Below are 22995 nucleotides of genomic sequence, written 5' to 3' on the forward strand. Positions count from 1 at the left end.
ACCGTGATGCGGCCCGGACGGGGCCCGGATCGTTGAAGGGACACGGCATGGATGGGACGCACCAGGACGCTCCCGACCCACACAGCACGGTGCGCGCGCATCGATTGACCCCGATGCGGGGCCGCGATCCGCACGAAAGGCACCGCGTCGCCACTCCGCTGGAGCTGCTGTTCGACCTGACCTTCGTCGTCGCGTTCGGGGTAGCGGCGTCGGAACTGTCGCACATGCTGGCCGCGGGCCACGTCGGCGCCGGCATCACGGGCTTCGTCTTCTCCACCTTCGCGATCTGCCTTGCGTGGATCAACTTCACCTGGTTCGCCTCGGCGTACGACACCGACGACTGGGTGTTCCGCCTGATGACCATGATCGAGATGGTCGGCGTACTGGTCCTGGCACTCGGCCTGCCTGCGTTCTACGCCTCGATCGAGCACGGCCACCATGTCGACAACGCGGTGTTGGTGGCCGGTTACGTCGTGATGCGAATTGCGTTGGTGGGCCAGTGGTTACGGGCTGCGAAGCAGGACCCGTCGCGGCGTGCGGCGGCGATGACGTACGTCTGGATCGTGGCGGTGGTCCAGGTGGGCTGGGTCGGCACCGTGTTCCTGCCGACGAGTGTGCCGGTGACGCTGGGTTGCTGGGTGCTGCTGGCGCTCATCGAGCTGGGCGGTCCGATGATCGCCGAGACCAAGTGCGGCGGCACCCCGTGGCACGCGCACCACATCGCCGAGCGCTACGGACTGCTGGCGATCATCGCCCTCGGCGAGGGTGTCGTCGGGACGGTCGCCTCGCTGTCGGCTGTCGTCGGCGAGCACGGCTGGTCGTGGGACGCGGTGCTGCTGGCGATCGCGGGCACGGCGCTGACCTTCGGCATGTGGTGGGTGTACTTCATGGTGCCGTCGGCCGACGCCCTGCACGCGCACCGCGAGCGGGGCTTCTGGTTCGGTTACCTGCACATGCCGGTGTACGGCGCCATCGTCGCGACCGGTGCCGGCCTGCACACCGCCGCGTACTACATCCAGCACCACTCGGCGCTGGGATCGGTGGCCACGGTGCTCAGCGTGGTGATCCCGGTCGGCGTCTACATCGCGTTGGTCTACGTGCTGTACGCGCTGATGCTGCGCTCGGTGGACGCCCTGCACCTGCTGCTGGTGGTGCTGACCGCGGTGGTCCTGATCGTGACGGTGGTCCTCGCGGCCGTCGGGGTGCCGATGGCGCTCTGCCTCCTGGTGGCCAGCCTGGCGCCGGCGGTGAGCGTGGCCGGGTTCGAGATCATCGGGCACCGGCACGTGGCCGAGGCGGTCGCGCGCCAAACGTGAGCGCCAAACGTGAGCGCCGAGCGTGAAGACGATGGCGAGAAATCGCGAAACTTTGACGATCTTCTTCACATCGGGTGGGTCAGGATTGCACTGGTGTGGCTAACGGGCCGGAAGTGGTAGCTGTCATATCCTGAGACGCGTGGCAATTTCGCGTCGTGACCTGCTGAAATACGCTGCAGCTGCGCCGGCCGCTGTCGGCCTCGGCGCCGGATTGCAATCGGTACTTGGCGCGACCACCGCCTCGGCGGCCCCCTACGGAGTGTTGCTGGACTACGCGGCAGGGGTGATCAGCGCGTCCGATATCCGGTCGGCCGGGGCGCTGGGCGCCATCCGGTATGTGTCGGACCGCCGGCCGGGCGGGGCGTGGATGCTCGGCAAGCCCATCGAGCTGCCGGAGGCGCGCGATCTCTACAAGGGTGGCCTGAAGATCGTCTCCTGTTACCAGTACGGCAAGGAGTCGACGGCCGACTGGCTGGGTGGGCACGCCGCCGGCGTGCAGCATGCCCAGCGCGGGTTCGCATTGCACACCGCGGCGGGCGGCCCGGTCGGGGCGCCGATCTACGCGTCGATCGACGACGATCCGACTCCGGAGCAGTACAAAGCACAAGTTGCGCCCTACCTGCGCGGCTGGGAATCAGTGCTGGGGCACCAGCGGGTCGGCGTGTATGCCAACTCCAAGACCATCGAGTGGGCCGTGCAGGACGGCTTGGGGTCGTACTTCTGGCAGCACAACTGGGGCTCGCCCGGTGGGACCGCGCATCCGGCGGCCGCACTGCATCAGGTCGAGATCGACAAACGCCATGTCGGGGGAGTCGGCGTCGACATCAACCACATCCTCAAGCCGCGCTTCGGGCAGTGGGACTGACGGGCGCGCAGATTACCGCTCAGTAGTTAGCTGGCGGCCAGCTCTAAGAAAACGAGATGAAACCGCAGCAAATGGCGGCGCGGTAACTTACCGCCTGTATAGACACACAGACCGTCATTGTCGAGTGTTTTCTGGAACGGGTCTTTTCCTACTCATTAGTAAGGTCCAGCACCGTCACAAGCATGGTCACGATTTGATAACAATACCGCTTTGATCAGCGATGTTGTTACTACTCGACCGTAACCAGCCGCCAACAGGACGTTTGTCCTGTTGGGTACGGGCAGTCCCACGACGCGGTGTTACCCGCGTAGGTGGTTACCGATCCGTAGAACTCGTTGGTAACCATTTCCGGCAGAAAAACGCCGCGAATCTTATGACACTCTTAGTGCAGTCGGCCCGGCTCTCAGGCACCCGAAAAACGGGCGCCAGACGTAGCACGGGCCTCACGTGATCCGACGTCGCATCGCGTTGCCCCAGGGCCGACTACCAAGACCAAGCACCTGACCGGTTCGCGCGGCAAAGACGACGAGAGGGACGCATGACGATCAACGAGCACCGCAATGTGACCAGTGGCAACACCGAGGCGGTGGCGGCGAGCGCCCATGCTCTCGTGGACCTGCTGAACGCCGGCGAGCCGTATGCCGTCGCGTTCGGTGGTCAGGGTGCCTCGTGGCTGGAGAACCTCGAAGAGCTCGTCAGCTCGGCCGGCATCGAATCCGAGCTCAGCGAGATCGTCGGCGAAGCGGCCCTGCTGCTGGAGCCCGTCGCGCGCGAGCTCGTCGTCGTGCGGCCCATCGGCTTCGAGCCCATGCAGTGGGTGCGCGCCCTCGCAGCCGACGAGCCGCTGCCGTCGGCCAAGCAGCTGACCACCGCCGCCATCTCCGGCCCCGGCATCCTGCTGGCCCAGATGGCCGCCATCCGCGCCGTGCAGCGTCAGGGCCTGGACCTCGCCGGCACCCCGCCGGTCGCCGTCGCCGGCCACTCGCAGGGCATCATCGCCGCCGAGGCACTCAAGGCCAACGGCACCCGCGACGCCGAGCTTCTCGCGCTGCTCCAGCTCATCGGTGCCGCCGGCTCGCTCGTGTCGCGCCGCCGCGGCATGGTTGGTCGCGGTGACAAGTCGCCGATGGTGTCGGTCACCAACGTCGACCCCGAGCGCATCGCCGAACTGCTCGAAGACTTCTCCAAGGACGTCCGCACCGTCCTGCCGCCGGTCCTGTCGATCCGCAACGGCCGTCGCAGCGTCGTCATCACCGGAACCCCGGAGCAGCTGGCCCGCTTCGAGCTGTACTGCAGCAAGATCACCGAGAAGGACGAGGCCGAGCGCAAGAACAAGCTGCGCGGCGGCGCCGTCTTCAGCCCGGTTTTCCAGGGCGTGCAGGTCGAGGTCGGCTTCCACACCCCGCGCCTGGCCGACGGCATCGAGGTCGTCGACCGCTGGGCCGCCAAGTGCGGTATCGACACCGAGCTGGCCCACGCGATGACCGAGGCCATCTTCGTCAAGCCCATCGACTGGGTCGCCGAAGTCGAGCGCATGCACGACGCCGGTGCCCGCTGGATCATCGACCTCGGCCCGAGCGACACCGTCACCCGCCTGACCTCGCCGATCATCCGCGGCCTCGGCATCGGCATCGTGCCCGCCGCGACCCGCGCCGGCCAGCGTTCGCTGTTCACCGTCGGCGCCGCCCCGGTCGTGCAGCCCGCGTGGTCGAGCTTCGCGCCGACCGCCGTCGAGCTGCCCAACGGTGACGTCAAGCTGTCGACCAAGTTCACCCGCCTGACCGGCCGTTCGCCGATCCTGCTGGCCGGTATGACCCCGACGACCGTCGACGCCAAGATCGTCGCCGCGGCCGCCAACGCCGGCCACTGGGCCGAGCTGGCCGGTGGCGGTCAGGTCACCGAAGAGATCTTCGAGAACCGCGTCGCCGAGCTGACCCAGCTCCTCGAGCCGGGCCGTGCCATCCAGTTCAACTCGCTGTTCCTGGACCCGTACCTGTGGAAGCTGCAGCTGGGCGGCAAGCGCATCGTGCAGAAGGCGCGCCAGTCGGGCGCCCCGATCGACGGCGTCATCGTCACCGCCGGCATCCCCGAGCTCGACGAGGCCGTCGCGCTGATCGATGAGCTGCACGAGATCGGCATCACCAACGTGGTGTTCAAGCCGGGCACCGTGGACCAGATCAAGTCGGTCATCAAGATCGCCGAAGAGGTCCCGGACAAGGAGATCATCGTCCACGTCGAGGGCGGCCGCGCCGGTGGCCACCACTCGTGGGAGGACCTCGACGACCTGCTCGTCAGCACCTACTCGGACCTGCGCAAGCAGGCCAACCTGACCATCTGCGTCGGTGGTGGCATCGGCACGCCCGAGCGCGCCGCCGAGTACCTGTCCGGCCGCTGGGCCGAGACCTACGGCTTCCCGCTGATGCCGGTCGACGGCATCCTGGTCGGCACCGCCGCCATGGCCACCCTCGAGGCCACCACCTCGCCTCAGGTCAAGCAGCTCCTGGTCGACACCAAGGGCACCGATCAGTGGGTCGGCGCCGGTAAGGCCCAGGGCGGCATGGCTTCCGGCCGCAGCCAGCTGGGTGCGGACATCCACGAGATCGACAACACCGCGTCGCGGTGCGGCCGCCTGCTCGACGAGGTCGCCGGTGACGCCGACGCCGTCGCCGAGCGCCGCGACGAGATCATCGCCGCCATGGCCAACACCGCCAAGCCGTACTTCGGTGACGTCGCGGACATGACCTACCAGCAGTGGCTGCAGCGCTACGTCGAGCTCGCGATCGGCGACGGCAGCAGCACCGCCGACACCAAGCGCGACCACTCGCCGTGGCTCGACATCACCTGGCGCGACCGCTTCGAGGAGATGCTGCAGCGCGCCGAGGCCCGCCTGAACCCGGCCGACGCCGGTCGCATCGAGACGCTGTTCCCGGCCACCGCGGAAGGTGAAGCGCTGCTGGAGGATCCGCAGCGCGCCATCGCCGAGCTGCTGGCCCGGTACCCCGAGGCCGAGACCCTGCGCCTGCACCCGGCGGACGTCCCGTTCTTCATCACGCTGTGCAAGACGCTGGGCAAGCCCGTCAACTTCGTGCCGGTCATCGACAAGGACGTGCGCCGCTGGTGGCGCAGCGACTCGCTGTGGCAGGCCCACGACGCCCGCTACGACGCCGACCAGGTCTGCATCATCCCCGGCACCGCAGCCGTCGCCGGCATCACGCGCGTCGACGAGCCCGTCGGTGAGCTGCTGGACCGCTTCGAGCAGGCCGCCATCGACGAGGTGCTGGCAGCCGGTGTCAAGCCCGTTCCGGTCGTGTCGCGTCGCCAGGCCCGTGCCGACGTCACCGGCCCGCTGGCCGTCGTCCTCGACTCGCCCGACGTGCTGTGGGCAGGCCGCACCGCCATCAACCCGGTGCACCGCATCGGCGCCCCCAGTGAGTGGCAGGTCAACGAAAACCGTTCGGCCACACACCCTTCCACCGGCTCCCGGCTGGAGCTCGACGGTGACGGTGTCGTCCTGAACGTGCCGCTGTCGGACATCTGGATCGCGATCCGCTTCACGCTGCCGGCCGCCACCGTCAACGGCGGCATGCCCGTCGTCACCACCGAGGATGCCTCGGCCGCCATGCGTGCCGTGCTCGCCATCGCCGCGGGTGCCGACGGCGTCGACGCCCTGCCGACCGTCACCGACAACGTCGCCACCGTCACCGCCGACTGGGACCCCGAAGAGGTCGCCGACCACACCGGCGTCACCGCCACCTTCGGCGCCCCGCTGGCGCCGGGCCTGACCCTGGTGCCCGACGCCCTCGTCGGCCGCTGCTGGCCGGCCGTGTTCTCGGTCATCGGCGCGGCCGTCACCGCCGACGGCATCCCGGTCGTCGAAGGTCTGCTGAGCCTGGTCCACCTGGACCACGCCGCGCACCTGCTGGCCCCGATGCCGGCTGAGAAGGCCGAATTGACCGTCACCGCAACGGCTTCCGCCGCGGTCGACACCGAGGTCGGCCGCGTGGTCCCGGTCTCCGTCAGCATCACCGACGCCGAGGGCACCGAGCTCGCGCGCCTCGAAGAGCGCTTCGCGATCCGTGGCCGCAGCGGTGCCGCCGAGCTGACCGACCCGGTCCGCGCCGGCGGTGCCATCACCGACAACGCCACCGAGACGCCGCGCCGCCGTCGCCGCGACGTCACCGTCACCGCGCCGGTCGACATGAGCGCCTTCGCCGTGGTGTCGGGTGACCACAACCCGATCCACACCGACCGCGCCGCCGCACTGCTGGCCGGCCTGAAATCGCCCATCGTGCACGGCATGTGGCTGTCCGCCGCCGCCCAGCACGTGGTCACCGCCACCGACGGCCGCGCCACCCCGCCGGCCCGCCTGGTCGGCTGGACCTCGCGCTTCCTGGGCATGGTGCTGCCGGGCGACGAGATCGAGTTCCGCGTCGACCGCGTCGGCATCGACCGCGGCGCCGAGATCATCGAGGTCACCGCGAAGGTCGGTGGCGAGCTGGTGATGGCCGCGTCGGCTCAGCTGGCTGCGCCCAAGACCGTCTACGCCTTCCCGGGCCAGGGCATCCAGCACAAGGGCATGGGCATGGAGGTCCGCGCCCGCTCCAAGGCCGCCCGCAAGATCTGGGACTCCGCGGACAAGTTCACCCGCGAGACCCTGGGCTTCTCGGTGCTGCACGTGGTCCGGGACAACCCGACCAGCATCATCGCCAGCGGCGTGCACTACCACCACCCGGACGGCGTGCTGTTCCTGACACAGTTCACCCAGGTGGCCATGGCCACCGTCGCGGCCGCCCAGGTGGCCGAGATGCGCGAGCAGGGCGCGTTCGTCGAGGGCGCCATCGCGTGCGGCCACTCCGTCGGTGAGTACACCGCGCTGGCATGCGTGTCTGGCGTGTACGAACTCGAGGCGCTGCTCGAGGTCGTGTTCCACCGCGGCAGCAAGATGCACGACATCGTCCCGCGTGACGCCAAGGGCCGGTCCGACTACCGCCTGGCCGCCATCCGGCCGTCGCAGATCGACCTCGACGACAACGACGTCACCGACTTCGTCGCGGGTATCGCCGAGGAGACCGGTGAGTTCCTGCAGATCGTGAACTTCAACCTGCGTGGTTCGCAGTACGCGATCGCCGGTACCGTCCGCGGCCTCGAGGCCCTGGAGGCCGAGATCGAGCGTCGTCGCGAAATCACCGGTGGCAAGCGCTCGTTCATCCTCGTCCCCGGTATCGACGTGCCGTTCCACTCCGAGGTGCTGCGGGTCGGCGTCGCCGACTTCCGCCGCGCGCTGGACCGCGTCATGCCGCACGGGCAGGACCCCGAGCTGCTGGTCGGCAAGTACATCCCGAACCTGGTGCCGCGGCCCTTCACCCTGGACAAGGACTTCATCCAGGAGATCCGCGACCTGGTGCCGGCCGAGCCGCTCGACGAGATCCTCGCCGACTACGACACGTGGCGTAACGAGAAGCCGTCAGAGCTGATGCGCAAGACCGTCATCGAGCTGCTGGCCTGGCAGTTCGCCAGCCCGGTCCGCTGGATCGAGACGCAGGACCTGCTGTTCATCGAGGAAGCCGCCGGCGGCCTCGGTGTCGAGCGGTTCGTCGAGGTCGGTGTGAAGACCATGCCGACGGTTGCCGGCCTGGCCACCAACACGCTGAAGCTCCCGGAGTACTCGCACAACACCACCGAGGTGCTCAACGTCGAGCGCGACGCCGCGGTGCTGTTCGCGACCGACACCGACCCGGAGCCCGAGGACGATGCCCCCGCCGCGCCCGCAGCTGAGGCAGCCCCGGCGGAAGCCGTTGCCGCAGCACCGGTTCCGGCCGCCGCCCCCGCGGCGCCCGCCGGTGGCCCGCGTCCGGACGACATCACCTACGACGCCGCCGACGCCACCATGGCGCTCATCGCGCTGTCGGCGAAGATGCGCATCGACCAGATCGAGCCGCTGGACTCCATCGAGTCGATCACCGACGGTGCCTCGTCGCGACGCAACCAGCTGCTCGTCGACCTGGGTTCGGAGCTGAACCTCGGCGCCATCGACGGTGCCGCGGAAGCCGACCTGGCCGGTCTGAAGGGACAGGTCACCAAGCTGGCCCGTACCTACAAGCCGTTCGGTCCCGTTCTCTCCGACGCGATCAACGACCAGCTGCGCACGGTGCTCGGCCCCTCGGGCAAGCGTCCGGCGTACATCGCCGAGCGCGTCAGCAAGGCCTGGGAGCTGGGCCCCGGCTGGGCCAAGCACGTCACCGCCGAGGTCGCGCTGGGCACCCGTGAGGGCAGCAGCGTCCGGGGCGGCGAGATGGGCGGCCTGCACTCCGGTGCACTGGCCGACGCCGGCGCCGTCGACAAGGTCATCGACGCGGCCGTCGCCGCCGTGGCTGCGCGCAAGGGCATCGCCGTGTCACTGCCGTCCGCCGGCGGTGCCGGTGGCGGTGTGGTCGACTCGGCCGCGCTCAACGAGTTCGCCGAGAAGGTCACCGGCCCCAACGGTGTGCTGGCCGGCGCCGCCCGGTTGATCCTGGGCGAGCTGGGTCTGCAGACGCCGGTGTCCGCGCCGGACGCCACCGACTCCGAGCTGATCGACCTCGTGACCGCCGAATTGGGTTCGGACTGGCCGCGTTTGGTGGCTCCGTCGTTCGACGCCCGCAAGGCCGTGCTGTTCGACGACCGCTGGGCCAGCGCCCGTGAGGACCTGGCACGCATCTGGCTGCTCGAAGAGGACGACGTCAACCGCGACTGGGCCAAGCTCTCCGAGAGCTTCGAAGGTGCCGGGCACGTGGTGGCCACGCAGGCCAGCTGGTGGCAGGGCAAGGCGCTCGCCGCCGGCCGCACCCTCCACGCCGCGCTGTACGGCCGCGCGGCCGCCGGTGCGGAGAACCCGGAGAAGGGCCGCTACGCCAACGAGGTCGCGGTCGTCACCGGTGCCTCCAAGGGCTCGATCGCGTCGTCCGTGGTGGGCCAGCTGCTCGCCGGTGGCGCCTCGGTCATCGCGACCACGTCCAAGCTGGACGACGACCGGTTGGCGTTCTACCGGACGCTGTACCGCGACAACGCCCGCTTCGGTGCCCAGTTGTGGGTCGTGCCCGCAAACATGGCCTCCTACAGCGACATTGACGCGCTGGTCGAGTGGGTCGGCAACGAGCAGGTCGAGAACCTCGGCCCCAAGGCCATCCACCTCAAGGACGCGCAGACCCCGACGCTGCTGTTCCCGTTCGCCGCACCGCGCGTCGCCGGGGACCTGTCGGAGGCCGGCTCCCGTGCCGAGATGGAGATGAAGGTCCTGCTGTGGGCCGTGCAGCGGCTCATCGGTGGGCTCTCGCACATCGGCTCCGAGCGTGACATCGCGTCGCGTCTGCACGTGGTGCTGCCGGGTTCGCCAAACCGCGGCATGTTCGGTGGCGACGGCGCCTACGGCGAGTCGAAGGCTGCGCTCGACGCGGTCGTCGCCCGCTGGAAGGCGGAAACCTCGTGGTCGCAGCGAGTTTCGCTGGCGCACGCGCTGATCGGCTGGACCAAGGGCACGGGCCTGATGGGCCACAACGACGCCATCGTTGGTGCCGTCGAGGAAGCCGGTGTGATCACGTACACCACCGACGAGATGGCCGCCATGCTGCTGAACCTGTGCAGCATCGACGCCAAGGTGTCGGCCGCCCGTGAGCCCATCCAGGTCGACCTGACCGGTGGCCTCGGCGACATCGAGCTCGACATGGCCGAGCTGGCCGCCAAGGCCCGCGAGGAGATGGTGGCCGAAGCCGCTGTCGACGAGGAAGACCTCGAAGGCACCATCTCGGCGCTGCCGTCGCCGCCGCGGGGCTACCAGGCCGCGCCGGCTCCGGAGTGGGCCGACCTCGACATCGACCCGGCCGACATGGTCGTGCTGGTGTCCGGTGCCGAACTCGGCCCGTACGGTTCGTCGCGCACCCGCTTCGAGATGGAGGTCTCCGGCGAGCTGTCGGCCGCGGGCGTCCTGGAACTGGCCTGGACCACCGGTCTGGTCAAGTGGGAAGACGACCCGAAGCCGGGCTGGTACGACACCAACACCGGTGAGCTGGTCGACGAGTCCGAGCTGGTCGAGCGCTACCACGACGTCGTGCTGGAGCGCGTCGGCATCCGCGAGTGGGTGGACGACGGCGCGATCGACCCCGATCACGCGTCGCCGCTGCTGGTTTCGGTGTTCCTCGACAAGGACTTCACGTTCGTCGTGTCCGCCGAGGCCGACGCCCGGGCGTTCCACCAGTTCGATCCGGAGCACACCGTCATCGCGCCGGTGCCGGACAGCAGCGACTGGCAGGTCACCCGCAAGGCCGGTACCGAGATCCGCGTGCCGCGCAAGGTCAAGCTGTCGCGGACCGTCGGCGCCCAGGTGCCGACCGGCTTCGACCCGCAGGTCTACGGCGTCACGCCGGACATGGCCAGCTCGATCGACCGCCTGGCGCTGTGGAACCTGGTCACCACCGTGGACGCGTTCCTGTCGGCCGGCTTCTCGCCGGAAGAGCTGATGCGCTGGGTGCACCCGAGCCTCGTGGCCTCCACGCAGGGCACCGGTATGGGCGGCATGACCTCGATGCAGACCATGTACCACGGCAACCTGCTGGGCCGGAACAAGCCGAACGACATCCTGCAGGAAGTCCTGCCGAACGTCTTCGCCGGTCACGTCGTGCAGTCGTACATCGGTAGCTACGGCGCGATGATCCACCCGGTCGGCGCGTGCGCCACCGCGGCGGTGTCCGTCGAAGAAGGTGTCGACAAGATCCGTTTGGGCAAGGCCGAATTCGTGGTCGCCGGCGGTTACGACGACCTGACGCTGGAAGCCATCATCGGCTTCGGTGACATGTCGGCCACCGCCGAGACCGCGATGATGCGGGCCCGCGGCATCAGCGACTCGAAGTTCTCGCGCGCCAACGACCGCCGTCGTCTCGGCTTCGTCGAAGGCCAGGGCGGTGGCACCGTCCTGCTGGCCCGTGGTGACCTCGCGGTGAAGATGGGTCTGCCCATCCAGGCCGTCGTCGCCTACGTGTCGTCGTTCGGTGACGGTGTGCACACCTCGATCCCGGCTCCGGGCCTGGGTGCGCTGGGTGCCGGCCGCGGTGGACGTCAGTCGCAGCTGGTGCGCGACCTGGCCAAGCTGGGCGTCACCCCGGACGACATCGCGGTGATCTCCAAGCACGACACCTCGACGCTGGCCAACGACCCCAACGAGACCGAGCTGCACGAGCGGCTCGCCGCCTCGATGGGCCGGTCCCCGGGCAACCCGCTGTTCATCGTCAGCCAGAAGAGCCTGACCGGACACAGCAAGGGTGGCGCCGCGGCGTTCCAGATGCTGGGTCTGTGCCAGATTCTGCGCGACGGCGTCATCCCGCCGAACCGCAGCCTGGACTGCGTCGACGACGAGCTGTCCAACGCACAGCACTTCGTGTGGGTCCGCGAGACGCTGAAGTTCGGCGACCGCCTGCCGATCAAGGCCGGTCTGGTGACCAGCCTCGGCTTCGGTCACGTGTCGGGCCTCATCGCTCTGGTGCACCCGCAGGCGCTGGTGGCGGCTCTCGATCCGGCCGAGCGCGAGGACTACCTCCGCCGTGCCGGTGAGCGGGTCCTGGCCGGTCAGCACCGGTTGGCGTCGGCGATCGCCGGCGGGCGCCCGCTGTACGAGAAGCCGGCCGACCGTCGCTTCAACCACGATGCGCCGGAGAAGCGTCAGGAAGCCGACATGCTGCTCGACGCCGATGCGCGCCTGGGCGAGGACGGGTGGTACGCCCGCTCGTGAGGCCTTCTGAGGTATCGGGATTGGGTCCGCTAGGTTGTTGCCCATGAGCATCCTGGGTGTGGGCATCGACCTGGTCTCGATTCCGGATTTCGCCGAGCAGGTCGACCAGCCGGGCACCGTCTTCGCGGAGACGTTCACCCCAGGGGAGCGCCGTGACGCCGCCGACAAGAGTTCGTCGGCGGCACGGCACCTGGCGGCCCGCTGGGCGGCCAAGGAGGCCGTGATCAAGGCGTGGTCGGGCTCGCGGTTCTCGAAGCGCCCGGTGCTGCCCGAGGGCATCCACCGCGACATCGAGGTCGTCACCGACATGTGGGGCCGGCCCAAGGTGCGGCTGTCCGGCGAGATCGCCGAGCACCTCAAGGGCGTGGCCATCCACGTGTCGCTGACCCACGAAGGCGACACCGCGGCTGCGGTCGCGGTCCTCGAGCAGGACTAGTTTTTCTTCTGCTTGCGTGAATACCCCAAAATCAGCTGATTTTGGGGTATTCACATTTCCAGAGCCGGAGGCGACAGCCGGTTTGCCGTTCAGTCTTTGCGGCCGGTGACAGCAAGGCTGACACCCAGGCCGACCATGGCCAGCCCGCCGGCGCCCCCGATGGCGGCGAAGCGGCGCGGGGACTGCGCGAACCAGTCGCGGGCCAGGCCGGCGGCCAGCGCCCAGATGCTGTCGGAGATCACCGCGATGGACAGGAACACGACGCCCAACACGAGCATCTGGGCCGTCACACGTCCGGCCGCAGGATCCACCACCTGCGGCAGCGCCGCGACAAAGAACACGATGGTCTTGGGATTGGTCATCCCGACGACGAAACCGTCGGCCAGGACCCGGCTCGGCCGCTTGGCGGACGCACCGCCGGTGAGCACCTCGCCGAGGCCATGTCGATGCCGGATGGCTTGGACGCCAAGGTAGATCAGGTAGGCCGCGCCGACGAACTTGATGACGCTGAACGCGAGCGACGAGGCCAGGATGAGGGCACCGGCACCCAGGGCCACCGCAAGGATCTGGACGTAGGCGCCCATCGCGTTACCCGCCACGGTCAACAACGCCTGGCGACGGCCGACGGTCAGCGCCCGGCCGACGGTGAACAGAACACTCGGCCCGGGGATCACGATGACCAGCAGCGAGATCAACCCGAACGCCAGCAGATGTCCCATCGACGGCATGTGGTGACGATACGCCGGGCAGACGGCCGGCGCACTACGCTCGACGGCATGGCTGATCTTGTCGAACGTGTGCGGGACGTCCTGCCGTCGGTGCGTGCCGACCTGGAGGACCTGGTCCGTATCCAGTCCGTCTGGGCCGACCCGGCCCGGCACGCCGAGGTGCACCGCAGCGCCGCGCTGACCGCAAAGCTGTTGTCCGAGGCAGGCTTCGGTGAGGTGCACATCGTCCACGAGGGCGGGGCGCCGGCCGTCATCGCACGTCATCCGGCGCCAGAAGGAGCCCCGACCGTGCTGCTCTACGCGCACCACGACGTGCAGCCCGAGGGCGACGCCGCGCAGTGGGACTCCGAGCCGTTCGAACCCACCGAGCGCGACGGCCGGCTCTATGGCCGGGGCAGTGCCGACGACAAGGCCGGTATCGCCGTGCACCTGGCTGCCATGCGGGCCCACGGCGGTAACCCGCCCGTCGGCGTGACGGTTTTCGTTGAGGGCGAAGAGGAATCGGGCTCGCCTTCTCTGGGTGCCCTGCTGGCCGCGCATCGCGACCTGCTGGCCGCCGACGTCATCGTCATCGCCGACTCGGACAACTGGAGCACCGAGATGCCGGCGTTGACGGTGTCACTGCGCGGGCTGGTCGACTGCGTGGTCGAGGTGGCGACGCTGGATCATGGGCTGCACTCGGGCATCTGGGGCGGCGTGGTGCCCGATGCGCTGAGTGCCCTGGTGCGGTTGTTGGCCACCTTGCATGACGACGACGGCAACGTCGCGGTCGAAGGGTTGTACGAGGGCACCGCCGCCGACGTCGACCGGGGCCCGGACTGGGTCGCCACCGAGACCGGCATGCTCGACGGCGTGCAGCAGATCGGTTCCGGCTCTGTGGTGCAACGACTTTGGGCCAAGCCGGCCATCACCGTCATCGGCATCGACACCACGTCGATCGCCAAAGCGTCGAACACACTGATACCGCGGGCGCGGGCCAAGGTCAGCATGCGCGTCGCTCCAGGTGGGGACGCGCTGGCGCATCTGGCCGCGCTGACCCGGCACCTGGAGAGCCACGCGCCCTGGGGCGCCAAGGTCACCGTGACGCCGGGTGACGTCGGCCAGCCGTATGCCATCGACGCCAGCGGCCCGGTGTACGACGCGGCGCGGTCGGCCTTCACACAGGCGTGGGGTGTTGCCCCGGTGGACATGGGGATGGGCGGGTCGATCCCGTTCATCGCCGAGTTCGCCGAGACCTTCCCCGACGCAACGATTCTGGTGACGGGCGTCGAGGACCCCGGCACGCAGGCGCACAGCATCAACGAGAGCCTGCACCTGGGCGTGCTCGAGAAAGCGGCGATCTCCGAGGCGCTGTTGTTGGCCGCCCTCGGGCGTTAGTGCATCGAGCGTGGGGGTTTACGTGAAAAATCCGTCAGATCTCCGCGTAAACCCCCCACGCTCGGCATCGGCGCTAGAACGACTCGGGGTCTTTTTGTACCGACTCGGGCACCGGGTGGTGGTAGAGCCGAGAGGCGTTCTCCCAGGTGATCTTTCGAATGACGTCTGCGGGCAGGTCGCCGATCTCTTCGTGGATGGTCGCCTGTGTGTGCGGCCAGGTCGAGTCGCAATGCGGGTAGTCGGCTTCGAGCATGATGTTGTCGACGCCGATGCGGTCGCGCTGCACGAACGACGACTGGTCTTCCACCGCGCAGAACCAGAAGTTGCGGGTGAAAACCTCGGCCGGGGTGAGCTTTTCGCCGAGCCGTTGCCAGGTGCCGTACATCGAGTGGTAGCTGAGCATGTGGTCGAGCCGGTCCAGCAGCCCGGCGACCCAGCCGATACCGCCCTCGGACAGGCAAATCTTGAGATCCGGGAACCGGCTGGGCAGACCGGAATACAGCCAGTCGACGGCCGCCGAGATGGCGTAGGCGAAGAACAGCACGCCCTGGACGTCCGGCGGCGCGTCCGGCGTGGTGGAGGGGGAGGAGCCCGACGATCCGATGTGCAGGTTCACGACCGTGCCGGTCTCGGCGCAGGCCGCCATCATGGGGTCCCAGTAGCCCGAGTGGATCGTCGGCAGACCCAGCATCGCCGGGTTCTCGCTGAAAGTCATGGCGTGGAAACCACGTTCGGCGTTCTCGTAGATCATCTTGGCGCCGACTTCGGGGTCCAGCAGCCAGGGGAGCTGGCAGGGAATGATCCGGTCCGGGTACGAGCCGGCCCACACGTCGAAGTGCCAGTCGTTCCAGGCCCGCACCGAGGCCATCGCCAGGTCGCGGTCGGTGGTGACCTGCTGCAGGCGCTGGCCGGCGAATCCCGGCAGGAACGACGGGAAGTTCAGCGACGCGTACACCCCGTTGAGGTCCATGTCCCGCACGCGTTCGTGGATATCCCATGCGCCCCGGCGCATCTCGTCGAACCGGACCGGCTCGAAGCCGTACTCGGACACCGGACGGCCGACCACGGCGTTGAACCCGACGTTGGGTAGTTCCTGGCCGTCGTACACCCAGGTCTGGCCGCCGCCCGCGGTGTCAACGACCCGCGGAGCCCGGTCGGCGAACTTGCTCGGCAGTCGCCCGGTGAAGGTGTCGGGCGGCTCGACGATGTGGTCGTCGACCGAGATCACCGTGTAGCGGCGCGGAGCACGCGGCGGGTCGGGCAGCAGCGTGACGGTACGGTCCGCGCCCGTCTTGGCGACGGTGAAATCGAGGTTGGCGGCCAGATCGTCGATGGATTTCATGTGGTACCAACGCCTTTACTGGAGAACGGACGGATCGGATTTGATGGTCAGGCGGGCAGCGCCGGCCCAGTACACGTCAGCGGCGCGCTCGATCAGGGAGGACTTCATGCCGACCATGTCGGACCACTTCATCTCGCTCGGCTTCAGGCCTGTCAGCAGGACGTCGTAGGCCAGCTTGCAGACCCGCTCGATCGAGGCGGCCCGGTACACCGCCTCGGCGAGGTTGCGGCCCGTGGCGATGACGCCGTGGTTGGCCAGGATGGTCGTGTTCGCCGAGCCGATCCGGGCCGCCAATTCGGCTGCGCGGGAAGGACTGTCGACCTCGCCGTCGTATTCGTCGACGAGGCAGAGGTCGTCCAGGAACAGCGATCCGGTCTGATGGACCAGCTCCGGCAGCCGGCCCAATGCCGCCAGCACGCACACGTAGTACGGGTGGTTGTGGATCACGACGCGCGCGTCGGGGCGGGCGCGGTGCAGCTCGGTGTGGATGTGGATGGCCGGAGTGACGTCCCAGCGGCCCCGCTGTACGCGGGCGTCCTCGTCGACGACGCAGATGTCGGAGGCGGTGACCTCCTGCCACCACAGGCCCCAAGGGTTGACGTACATATCGGTCCGGCCGTCGGGCTGCCAGGTGATGTGCCCCGCCAGATTCTCGGCGAAGCCGATGGTCGCGAGGTGCCGGAACGCGATGGCCATGGCCTGTTCGTCGGTGAGGTCGACGCCGATCGGTGGTGTCACCGCCGGCGCCCAGACTTCAAGTCCGCCGCGGCGGGGCTTTTCAGCTGCGGTCATGACCGTCTCCCATCCGGGCGCGGATATCTTCGCGGAGTTGGCCTTTGGCGACCTTGCCGCCCGAGGATCGGGGGAGTTCGTCGACCACGATCAGCCGCTCGGGCAGCAGTTCCTTCGAAACGTCCTGCGCGAGCAGGTGCGTGCACAGCTCGGCGAGCTCCAGCGCCGCCGCGCCGATCAGTTCGACGTAGACACAGACCTTTTCGCCGAACACCGGATCAGGCATGGCGACCGCGGCGGCCAGACCGACCGCGGGGTGCGTCATCACGACGTCCTCGACCTGGGCCGCGCTGATGTTCTTGCCGCCGCGCACGATGAAGTCGGACGTGCGGCCCGTCACTCGCAGGTAGCCGTCGGCGTCGATTTCGCAGATGTCTCCCATCCGCATCCAGCCGTCAGCGGTGAAGAGTTTGTCGTGGTCGGTGCCGCCCAGGTAGCCGAGACTGGTGGCCGGGCCGCGGCAGGCGGGCTGGCCCCGGCCGGTGTCGGTGACGTCGGTGTCCCCGTCGAAGAGGCGGACGGCCATATCGGCGACGATCCGGCCCCCGGTGCGCAGCCGGTGCTCGAGCGAGTCGTGCACCGTGGTGCCGCTGAGCAGGCCGGTCTCGTTGGAGCCGTAGAACTGCAGAATCGTTGCGCCGGTCAGCTTTTCGAACTCGTGCGCGGGACGGTAGGGCAGGGCCTCGCCGCCGGTGAACACCACCCGCAGCGAGCTCAGGTCGTACTCGCGGGCCACCGGGTCGGCCATGATCATGGTCAATTGTGTGCTGACACAACACAACACGGTGACCTTGTGCTGTTCGATGGCCGCGCACGCCGCGGCGACGGTGAACCGGTCCAGCAGGACGTTGGTGGTGCCCAACAGAATCGGGGTGATGTGGGTGGTCCACAGCCCGAAGCCGAACGGGGTCGGGATGACGGGGAGGAACACGTCGTCGGACGTCAGCAGGCCGTTGGCGACCGCTCGCTGATGGAAGTAATACCAACGGTTCTGGGTGTGCACGACGCATTTCGGTAGCCCGGTGGTGCCCGACGTCGAGTTGATGAGGAAGACGTCGTCGGCGCCCAGTTGGGCCTCGGGGCTCAGGTTCGTGGAGTCCGTACCGACGGACAGTTCATCGAGGGTCAGCAGCGGACATCCGATGGCGCCGGCCACGGTGTTCGCCTGCGCCTGCCGCGGGGGATCGGTGACCAGCAGTCGGGGTTCGGCGCTCTGCAGAATGGCCGTCACCTCACGGATTCCGGCGCGTGCACCGACACCGACGACCACCGCGCCACAGCGCTCGATGGCGACGAACAGCACGTGGATCGCCGTGGTGTCGCCATGCCACACCGCGACCCGGTCCCCGGGGCGCACGCTCGCGCCGGCCAACTGAACGGCCAAAGTGGTTGCCGCGGTATCAAATTCACGCCAGCTCAGCGACCGGTCCGGGTGATCAACATATGCGACGCGATCCGGGGTGCGAGCGGCGTTGGCGCGTACGGCATCCGAGATCGTGGAGTCGGTCCACCAGCCATTGGCGTGGAAGCGCGCGACGTCCTCGGCGGTGAATGCCGGGGAACTCGTGACCGCCATGTCCATCGTGGTCGCCTCCGCAGGCCGCATCTTCAAATCATATGAAAATAAGCGCCTGGGTTGTCAAGGATTCACGAAGATCGCGTGCGGGTGCGCACCATCGCCGGGTCGACCACACCGGCCGAACCCGGGTAGTGCTGGGCATCGAGCAGATGCGTCGCGGCCAATTCCCGCGCGCGTTCGGCATCGCCGGCTTCGATGGCATCGATCAGCGTGCGGTGATCCTCCAGCGCGGCCCGGCGCTCGTCGAGCGGAATGCCGGCATGGTCGGTGAACTGCCGCGACCAGTTCAGCTCGTGCGACGACCACAGCTTCTCCAGGGCACCGGCGAGGATGATCATGGTCTCGTTGCCGCAGTGCTGCACCAGCGCCTCGTGGAAGCGCCGGCTCGCGGAGGTCACTGCCACCAGATCCTCGACAGACTCGACCGACTCGGCGTGGATCTGCCGAAGGACCGGCACCACCGCGGTCTTGCGGTCGCTCAGCTGTGCGCACAACGCCGCACAGGCCGGCTCCACCTGCTGCAGCGCGGAGCCGACGTCGCCGAGGCTCACCTGGTTCGCGCCGAGAACCAAACCCATGGTGTAGGCCACGTTGCTCGCGCTCGGCCGGTGCACGACCGAGCCGCCGAGCTTGCCGCGGCGCACGCTGAGCAGCCCTTCGGCGTCCAGGATTCGGATGGCCTCGCGCAGTGAGGGCTTGCTGATCGGAAACTCGGTCAGTAGTTCATCCTCAGTCGGCAGCACGCTGCCGTCGGGGAGGTCACCGCTGAGGATGCGCCGGCGCAACTCGTCGGCCACCTGCTCGGCGAGGCGGCGGAAACGGACGTCGGGCGCGGCCACGGGTCGAGTGTGCCAGAGCGGGGCGCCAGGGTGGTCGAAGCCGGCGCCCGGTCTATCCGGTGTGGCCGGGGTACGAAACGTCGTACCCCGGCGCCGGCGTTCTACTCGTCGTCTTCGTCGTCTTCGTCGTCATCCTCGTCGAATTCCAGATCGAGCGGGTCTTCACTGTGAGGGTCGACGGAGTACTGCTGCCAGTAGGACGGGCTGAAGTAGATGGTGTCCGAATGGTCGGCGTCGTCGCCGATCTGGACCCAGAGAATCTGGTCCTTTTCGCCATAGCTCAGCGCGTGCGGGTAGCGAATGCTGCTGTCGACGGTGCGGATGTGAATGTTGTGCGTCACGCCAAAAGTCTTGCACCTGAACGTATCTGCGGCTGTTTGCAGAACACTGGTGAAGCCAACGATTGGCCGAATGGCCACACAGCTGTCACACGTGGTTGGGCGGGCCGCCATGCGGTGTCCGGCTCGGCTCGTCTAGCCGGGCACCGCGTGGCGCGGCTGTCAGACCGACAGGTCCCGCCGCAACTTGGCCACGTGGCCCGTGGCCTTGACGTTGTACTGCGCGACCTCGATGTTGCCCTTCTCGTCCACGAGGAACGTCGAGCGGATGACGCCCTGCACGGTCTTGCCGTACATCGTCTTCTCACCGAAGGCGCCGTAGGCGGTGAGCACCTTGCGGTCGGGGTCCGATAGCAGCGGGAACGTCAGGCCCTCGTTGTCGCGGAACTTGGCGAGCTTCTCGGGCTTGTCGGGCGAGATGCCGATGACGTCGAGCCCGGCCTCGTTGAGTTCGGCCAGGCTGTCGCGGAAATCGCAGGCCTGCTTGGTGCAGCCCGGCGTCGAGGCCGCGGGGTAGAAGTACACGATGACCTTGCGGCCCTTGTAGTCCGACAGCTTCACGGTGTTGCCGTCGGCGTCGGGCAGGCTGAATGCGGGGGCTTTGTCGCCCACTTCGAGTCGCGGGGTCGGTGCCACCGGGAGGTCCCTTCTGTCGGCCAGGCGTTGCTGTTGCGGCAAGCTGCTCTAGGGTAGAGCGCCAAGGAGCAACGCGAGCTGGAGGGCTGAAGTGGCTGACCGGAATCCTGACGAGATCAAGCAGGAAATCGATCGTGCACGCGATCAGTTGGCGTTGACGGTGGACGCCCTCGCGGAGCGGGCGAACCCCCAGCGACTGGCCGACGACGCAAAGGCCAAGGCCATCGCGATCGCGTCCAAGCCCGCGGTCATCGCAACGTTCGCCGGACTCGGCGTTGTGGTGCTGGTGGTGGTTATCCGCAAGATTCGCGGATAACGCGACTTTTCTAGTTCCCGCGCCGCGGCGTCAGCCAGCCTGGCAGCCAGCTGCGCGGGGGATTCGCGACCCGGCCCAGCCGGGTGCAGTTATGGACGATGACCGGGGTGCCGTCGGCTGCTGCCGCCACGTCGGCGCTCGGCGCCGCGTAGGTCGCACCGGCGATGGGTGTCATCAGCTAACTCCCTTCAGTCATCGTCACTTACATTTCTACACCATCATAGGTGGTTTCAGCTAACTTTGTTTTTCGGCGGCTCGCCACAAAATTGCAGGTCTATGTGATTTCTGACGAATTTTGGCATGAGGCCGCTATTGACGATCGTGTGTGGATACAGGATCTTGACAGGTGTGTATTGGCTACTGTTCGACCGGGATTCGCTGTAGTGGTGCGGGTTTCGGCCGGCTCTGGTGGTGCGCAGGTGGGCGGCGAGTCCATCGCGTGTGATGTTGGACACCTCCAGGGCTGCCTGGAGGGTCCATCGGGCCGTCCGACCCGGTGGGGATACCCGCGATCGGGGCCCGGAAACCCCGCTGACCATACGATTTCACCCTGCGGCCATCGGGCTGTTAAGGTCTCTCTCGCGCGCCGTTAGCTCAGTTGGTAGAGCAGCTGACTCTTAATCAGCGGGTCCGGGGTTCGAAACCCTGACGGCGCACAGATGCGAAAGCCCCCTCCTTCGTGAGGGGGCTTTCGTCGTTTGCGGGCCGGCTCTACGCCATCGCCGCAGCGTCAACGTCGGCTTGGCGACGCCAATGGTGGCGGTGTCGACGAAAACTCAAGCGGCACAACATCATTACCTGCCAATTAATCGACTTGCCTCGTTTTGGCCGCCAAGCTTTGAGCTGACCACCCCGACACGAAAGAGGTCAGCATGAACGACATCGTCACCGCCTACCTGAAGACGTGGAACGCCACCGATCCGATCGAACGGAAGGCGCTGCTCGACGACCACTGGGCATCCGAGGCGTCGTACACCGATCCGATGGCGGACGTCACGGGTCACGACGCCATCTCCGAGGTGATCGGCGCGGTCCACACCCAATTCCCCGGTTTCGTCTTCTCGCTCGTCAGCGGCCCGGACAGCCACCACAATCAGGCCCGCTTCCAGTGGGGCCTGGGGCCGGCGGGGGAGCAGCCGCCGATCATCGGGTTCGACGTGCTGGCGACGGACGCCGACGGCCGCATCCGGTCGGTGCACGGCTTCCTGGATCAGGTGCCCGGCTAGGAGTCGGTGCGAAGGGCGTCCGTGCGAAGGAACGCGGCCAGCCGAGCGGTCGCCAGCGCTTGTTCGGCGTCGTACTGCTCGAACGTCGCGACGACATTGAACGCGAGGCGCTCGGCCAGCCGGAGCGAGGCGCGGTTGGCGGTCTGGGTGACGATCACCACGGGTTGATCGTCCAGCTCGCCGGCCGCGTACTCCAGCAGTAGCCGCGTAGCTTCGCTCGCATAGCCCCGACCCCACGCGTGCGGCCGGAAGACGTAGCTCAGCTCGAGTTCGTCGCCATCGGGGTCCAGATGGCCGGGAACGTCGTTGCGACGGCGGCTCAATGTCACCGTGCCCAGCATGTCGTCGGAATCCCTGGCGGTTGCGATGTAGCAGCCAGGGGCGGCCAATAGCGTTGCCGCCCCGACCCCTTCGAGCACGGCGCGCACTTCGCCGACAGGTCGCGGTCCGCCCAGATACCGGCGCACCCGCTCGTCGGTCTGCGTTTCGATCAGGCCCTCGGCGTCGTCGTCGCGCGCTTTGCGCAGGCGAACCCGGGGCCCTTCGAGGCAGGACGCATGCAACTCGATCGCATCACCCACGCCCACCACTGTGCCGGCCGAGCGCGCAACCCCCGGAAAACAAACATCGCCTCACCCGCTACGTGCAGGTGAGGCGATGTTCTACCTCGGGGTGGCTGACGGGACTCGAACCCGCGACACCCAGGATCACAACCTGGTGCTCTACCAGCTGAACTACAGCCACCATCGCCGCTTCTCAGAAGCAGCGTCGTAGATACTAACCGCTTAGGCCCGCTAAGCCGAATCGGTCTCCACGGCGTCGTTCGTCGGCGGGCCCAGCTCGCCGGCGACAGCCGCGATTTCGCTGGTAGACGGGCCGGGAGCGGGTACGAACGCGGTGCCGCGGTAGTACTTCAACTCGCGGATGGATTCGTGGATGTCGGCCAGGGCGCGGTGCGCGAGCCCCTTGTCCGGCTGCCCGAAATAGATGCGCGGGTACCAGCGGCGGCACAGCTCCTTGATCGAGCTGACGTCGATCATCCGGTAGTGCAGGAAGTCGTCGAGGCGGGGCATGTCGCGGGCGATGAAGCCGCGGTCCGTGGCGATCGAATTACCGGCCAGGGGAGCGGTTTTCGCCTGCCCGATGTGGCCGCGGATGTAGTCCAGCACCATCTGCTCGGCCTCTTCGAGGGTGACCGTGGAGGTCCGCACCTCGTTGATCAGGCCCGAGCGGGTGTGCATCTTCATCACCACATCGGCCATGCCGTCGAGTGCGGCGTCGTCGGTGTGGATCACCACGTCGACGCCCTCGCCGAGCACGTTCAGGTCGCTGTCGGTGACCAATGCCGCGATCTCGATGAGTCGGTCGGACTTGAGATCCAGCCCCGTCATCTCGCAGTCGATCCATACCAGTTCGTCACGCACGGTGTTCCAGACTATTCCCAGGCG

General features: G+C 67.9%; 17 protein-coding genes and 2 tRNA genes. 8 read left to right on the plus strand and 11 right to left on the minus strand.

Annotated features, from left to right (window positions below; translation table 11 throughout):
- Positions 1-113 precede the first annotated feature (113 nt).
- The 4 genes from ACJH7A_RS11025 to ACJH7A_RS11040 all read left to right on the plus strand — a co-directional run bounded on the left by ACJH7A_RS11025 (position 114) and on the right by ACJH7A_RS11040 (position 12374).
- Complete coding sequence (locus tag ACJH7A_RS11025; RefSeq protein ID WP_406801983.1) at positions 114-1316, plus strand: low temperature requirement protein A; 1203 nt, start codon at positions 114-116, stop codon at positions 1314-1316.
- 139 nt (positions 1317-1455) lie between these two features.
- Positions 1456-2181, plus strand: a complete 726-nt coding sequence (locus tag ACJH7A_RS11030; RefSeq protein WP_406801937.1) for a DUF1906 domain-containing protein — start codon at positions 1456-1458, stop codon at positions 2179-2181.
- A gap of 538 nt (positions 2182-2719) precedes the next feature.
- The gene (locus ACJH7A_RS11035; RefSeq protein WP_406801938.1) at positions 2720-11938 is read left to right on the plus strand and encodes a fatty acid synthase subunit beta domain-containing protein; all 9219 of its coding nucleotides are present in this window, start codon (positions 2720-2722) and stop codon (positions 11936-11938) included.
- Between the two features lie 43 nt (positions 11939-11981).
- On the plus strand, positions 11982-12374 hold the full coding sequence (locus tag ACJH7A_RS11040; protein WP_020102278.1) for a holo-ACP synthase: 393 nt from the start codon (positions 11982-11984) through the stop codon (positions 12372-12374).
- An 89-nt stretch (positions 12375-12463) separates the two neighbouring features.
- On the opposite strand, the gene ACJH7A_RS11045 is transcribed toward ACJH7A_RS11040, so the two are convergent.
- Complete coding sequence (locus tag ACJH7A_RS11045; RefSeq protein WP_212812387.1) at positions 12464-13102, minus strand: LysE family translocator; 639 nt, start codon at positions 13100-13102, stop codon at positions 12464-12466.
- Positions 13103-13150: 48 nt separating this feature from the next.
- Here ACJH7A_RS11045 and ACJH7A_RS11050 point away from each other — a divergent pair, with 48 nt between their 5' ends.
- Positions 13151-14479 carry a dipeptidase gene (locus ACJH7A_RS11050; RefSeq protein ID WP_406801939.1) on the plus strand — a complete coding sequence of 443 codons (1329 nt, stop codon included), beginning with the start codon at positions 13151-13153 and terminating at the stop codon, positions 14477-14479.
- A 73-nt stretch (positions 14480-14552) separates the two neighbouring features.
- On the opposite strand, the gene ACJH7A_RS11055 is transcribed toward ACJH7A_RS11050, so the two are convergent.
- The 6 genes from ACJH7A_RS11055 to bcp all read right to left on the minus strand — a co-directional run bounded on the left by ACJH7A_RS11055 (position 14553) and on the right by bcp (position 20005).
- The gene (locus ACJH7A_RS11055; protein ID WP_212812385.1) at positions 14553-15821 is read right to left on the minus strand and encodes an amidohydrolase family protein; all 1269 of its coding nucleotides are present in this window, start codon (positions 15819-15821) and stop codon (positions 14553-14555) included.
- A gap of 15 nt (positions 15822-15836) precedes the next feature.
- Positions 15837-16613, minus strand: coding sequence for a class II aldolase/adducin family protein (locus ACJH7A_RS11060; protein ID WP_406801940.1), 777 nt, complete (start codon positions 16611-16613; stop codon positions 15837-15839).
- Entirely contained in the window at positions 16600-18219 is a 1620-nt protein-coding gene (locus tag ACJH7A_RS11065) for a class I adenylate-forming enzyme family protein (protein ID WP_406801941.1), read from the minus strand. The genes ACJH7A_RS11060 and ACJH7A_RS11065 overlap by 14 nt, the downstream gene beginning before the upstream one ends.
- Before the next feature lie 41 nt (positions 18220-18260).
- Positions 18261-19031, minus strand: a complete 771-nt coding sequence (locus ACJH7A_RS11070) for a FadR/GntR family transcriptional regulator (RefSeq protein WP_406801942.1) — start codon at positions 19029-19031, stop codon at positions 18261-18263.
- Positions 19032-19132: 101 nt separating this feature from the next.
- Positions 19133-19372, minus strand: a complete 240-nt coding sequence (locus tag ACJH7A_RS11075; RefSeq protein WP_406801943.1) for a hypothetical protein — start codon at positions 19370-19372, stop codon at positions 19133-19135.
- Positions 19373-19531: 159 nt separating this feature from the next.
- Entirely contained in the window at positions 19532-20005 is a 474-nt protein-coding gene (gene bcp, locus ACJH7A_RS11080) for a thioredoxin-dependent thiol peroxidase (protein WP_029119327.1), read from the minus strand.
- Positions 20006-20096: 91 nt separating this feature from the next.
- Here bcp and ACJH7A_RS11085 point away from each other — a divergent pair, with 91 nt between their 5' ends.
- Positions 20097-20321 carry a DUF3618 domain-containing protein gene (locus tag ACJH7A_RS11085; protein ID WP_020102269.1) on the plus strand — a complete coding sequence of 75 codons (225 nt, stop codon included), beginning with the start codon at positions 20097-20099 and terminating at the stop codon, positions 20319-20321.
- A gap of 10 nt (positions 20322-20331) precedes the next feature.
- Here the strand turns inward: ACJH7A_RS11085 and ACJH7A_RS11090 are convergent, their stop codons facing one another.
- Positions 20332-20496: a hypothetical protein gene (locus ACJH7A_RS11090; protein WP_318985580.1), complete on the minus strand. Its 165-nt coding sequence runs from the start codon at positions 20494-20496 to the stop codon at positions 20332-20334.
- Positions 20497-20904: 408 nt separating this feature from the next.
- Between ACJH7A_RS11090 and ACJH7A_RS11095 the strand changes: the two genes are divergently transcribed.
- Positions 20905-20977 (plus strand) — tRNA-Lys (locus ACJH7A_RS11095).
- A 216-nt stretch (positions 20978-21193) separates the two neighbouring features.
- Positions 21194-21547 (plus strand): nuclear transport factor 2 family protein, encoded by a 354-nt coding sequence (locus tag ACJH7A_RS11100; RefSeq protein WP_406801944.1) that lies wholly within the window; start codon positions 21194-21196, stop codon positions 21545-21547.
- Here the strand turns inward: ACJH7A_RS11100 and ACJH7A_RS11105 are convergent.
- From ACJH7A_RS11105 to orn, 3 genes are all read right to left on the minus strand, one after another.
- Positions 21544-22128, minus strand: coding sequence for a GNAT family N-acetyltransferase (locus ACJH7A_RS11105; RefSeq protein ID WP_406801945.1), 585 nt, complete (start codon positions 22126-22128; stop codon positions 21544-21546). The genes ACJH7A_RS11100 and ACJH7A_RS11105 overlap by 4 nt on opposite strands.
- Positions 22129-22218: 90 nt before the next feature.
- Positions 22219-22291 (minus strand) — tRNA-His (locus ACJH7A_RS11110).
- 50 nt (positions 22292-22341) lie between these two features.
- On the minus strand, positions 22342-22971 hold the full coding sequence (orn, locus tag ACJH7A_RS11115; protein WP_020102265.1) for an oligoribonuclease: 630 nt from the start codon (positions 22969-22971) through the stop codon (positions 22342-22344).
- Positions 22972-22995 lie beyond the last annotated feature (24 nt).

This window comes from Mycobacterium sp. SMC-17, assembly GCF_045310915.1.
In the GTDB taxonomy this organism is placed as follows: domain Bacteria; phylum Actinomycetota; class Actinomycetes; order Mycobacteriales; family Mycobacteriaceae; genus Mycobacterium.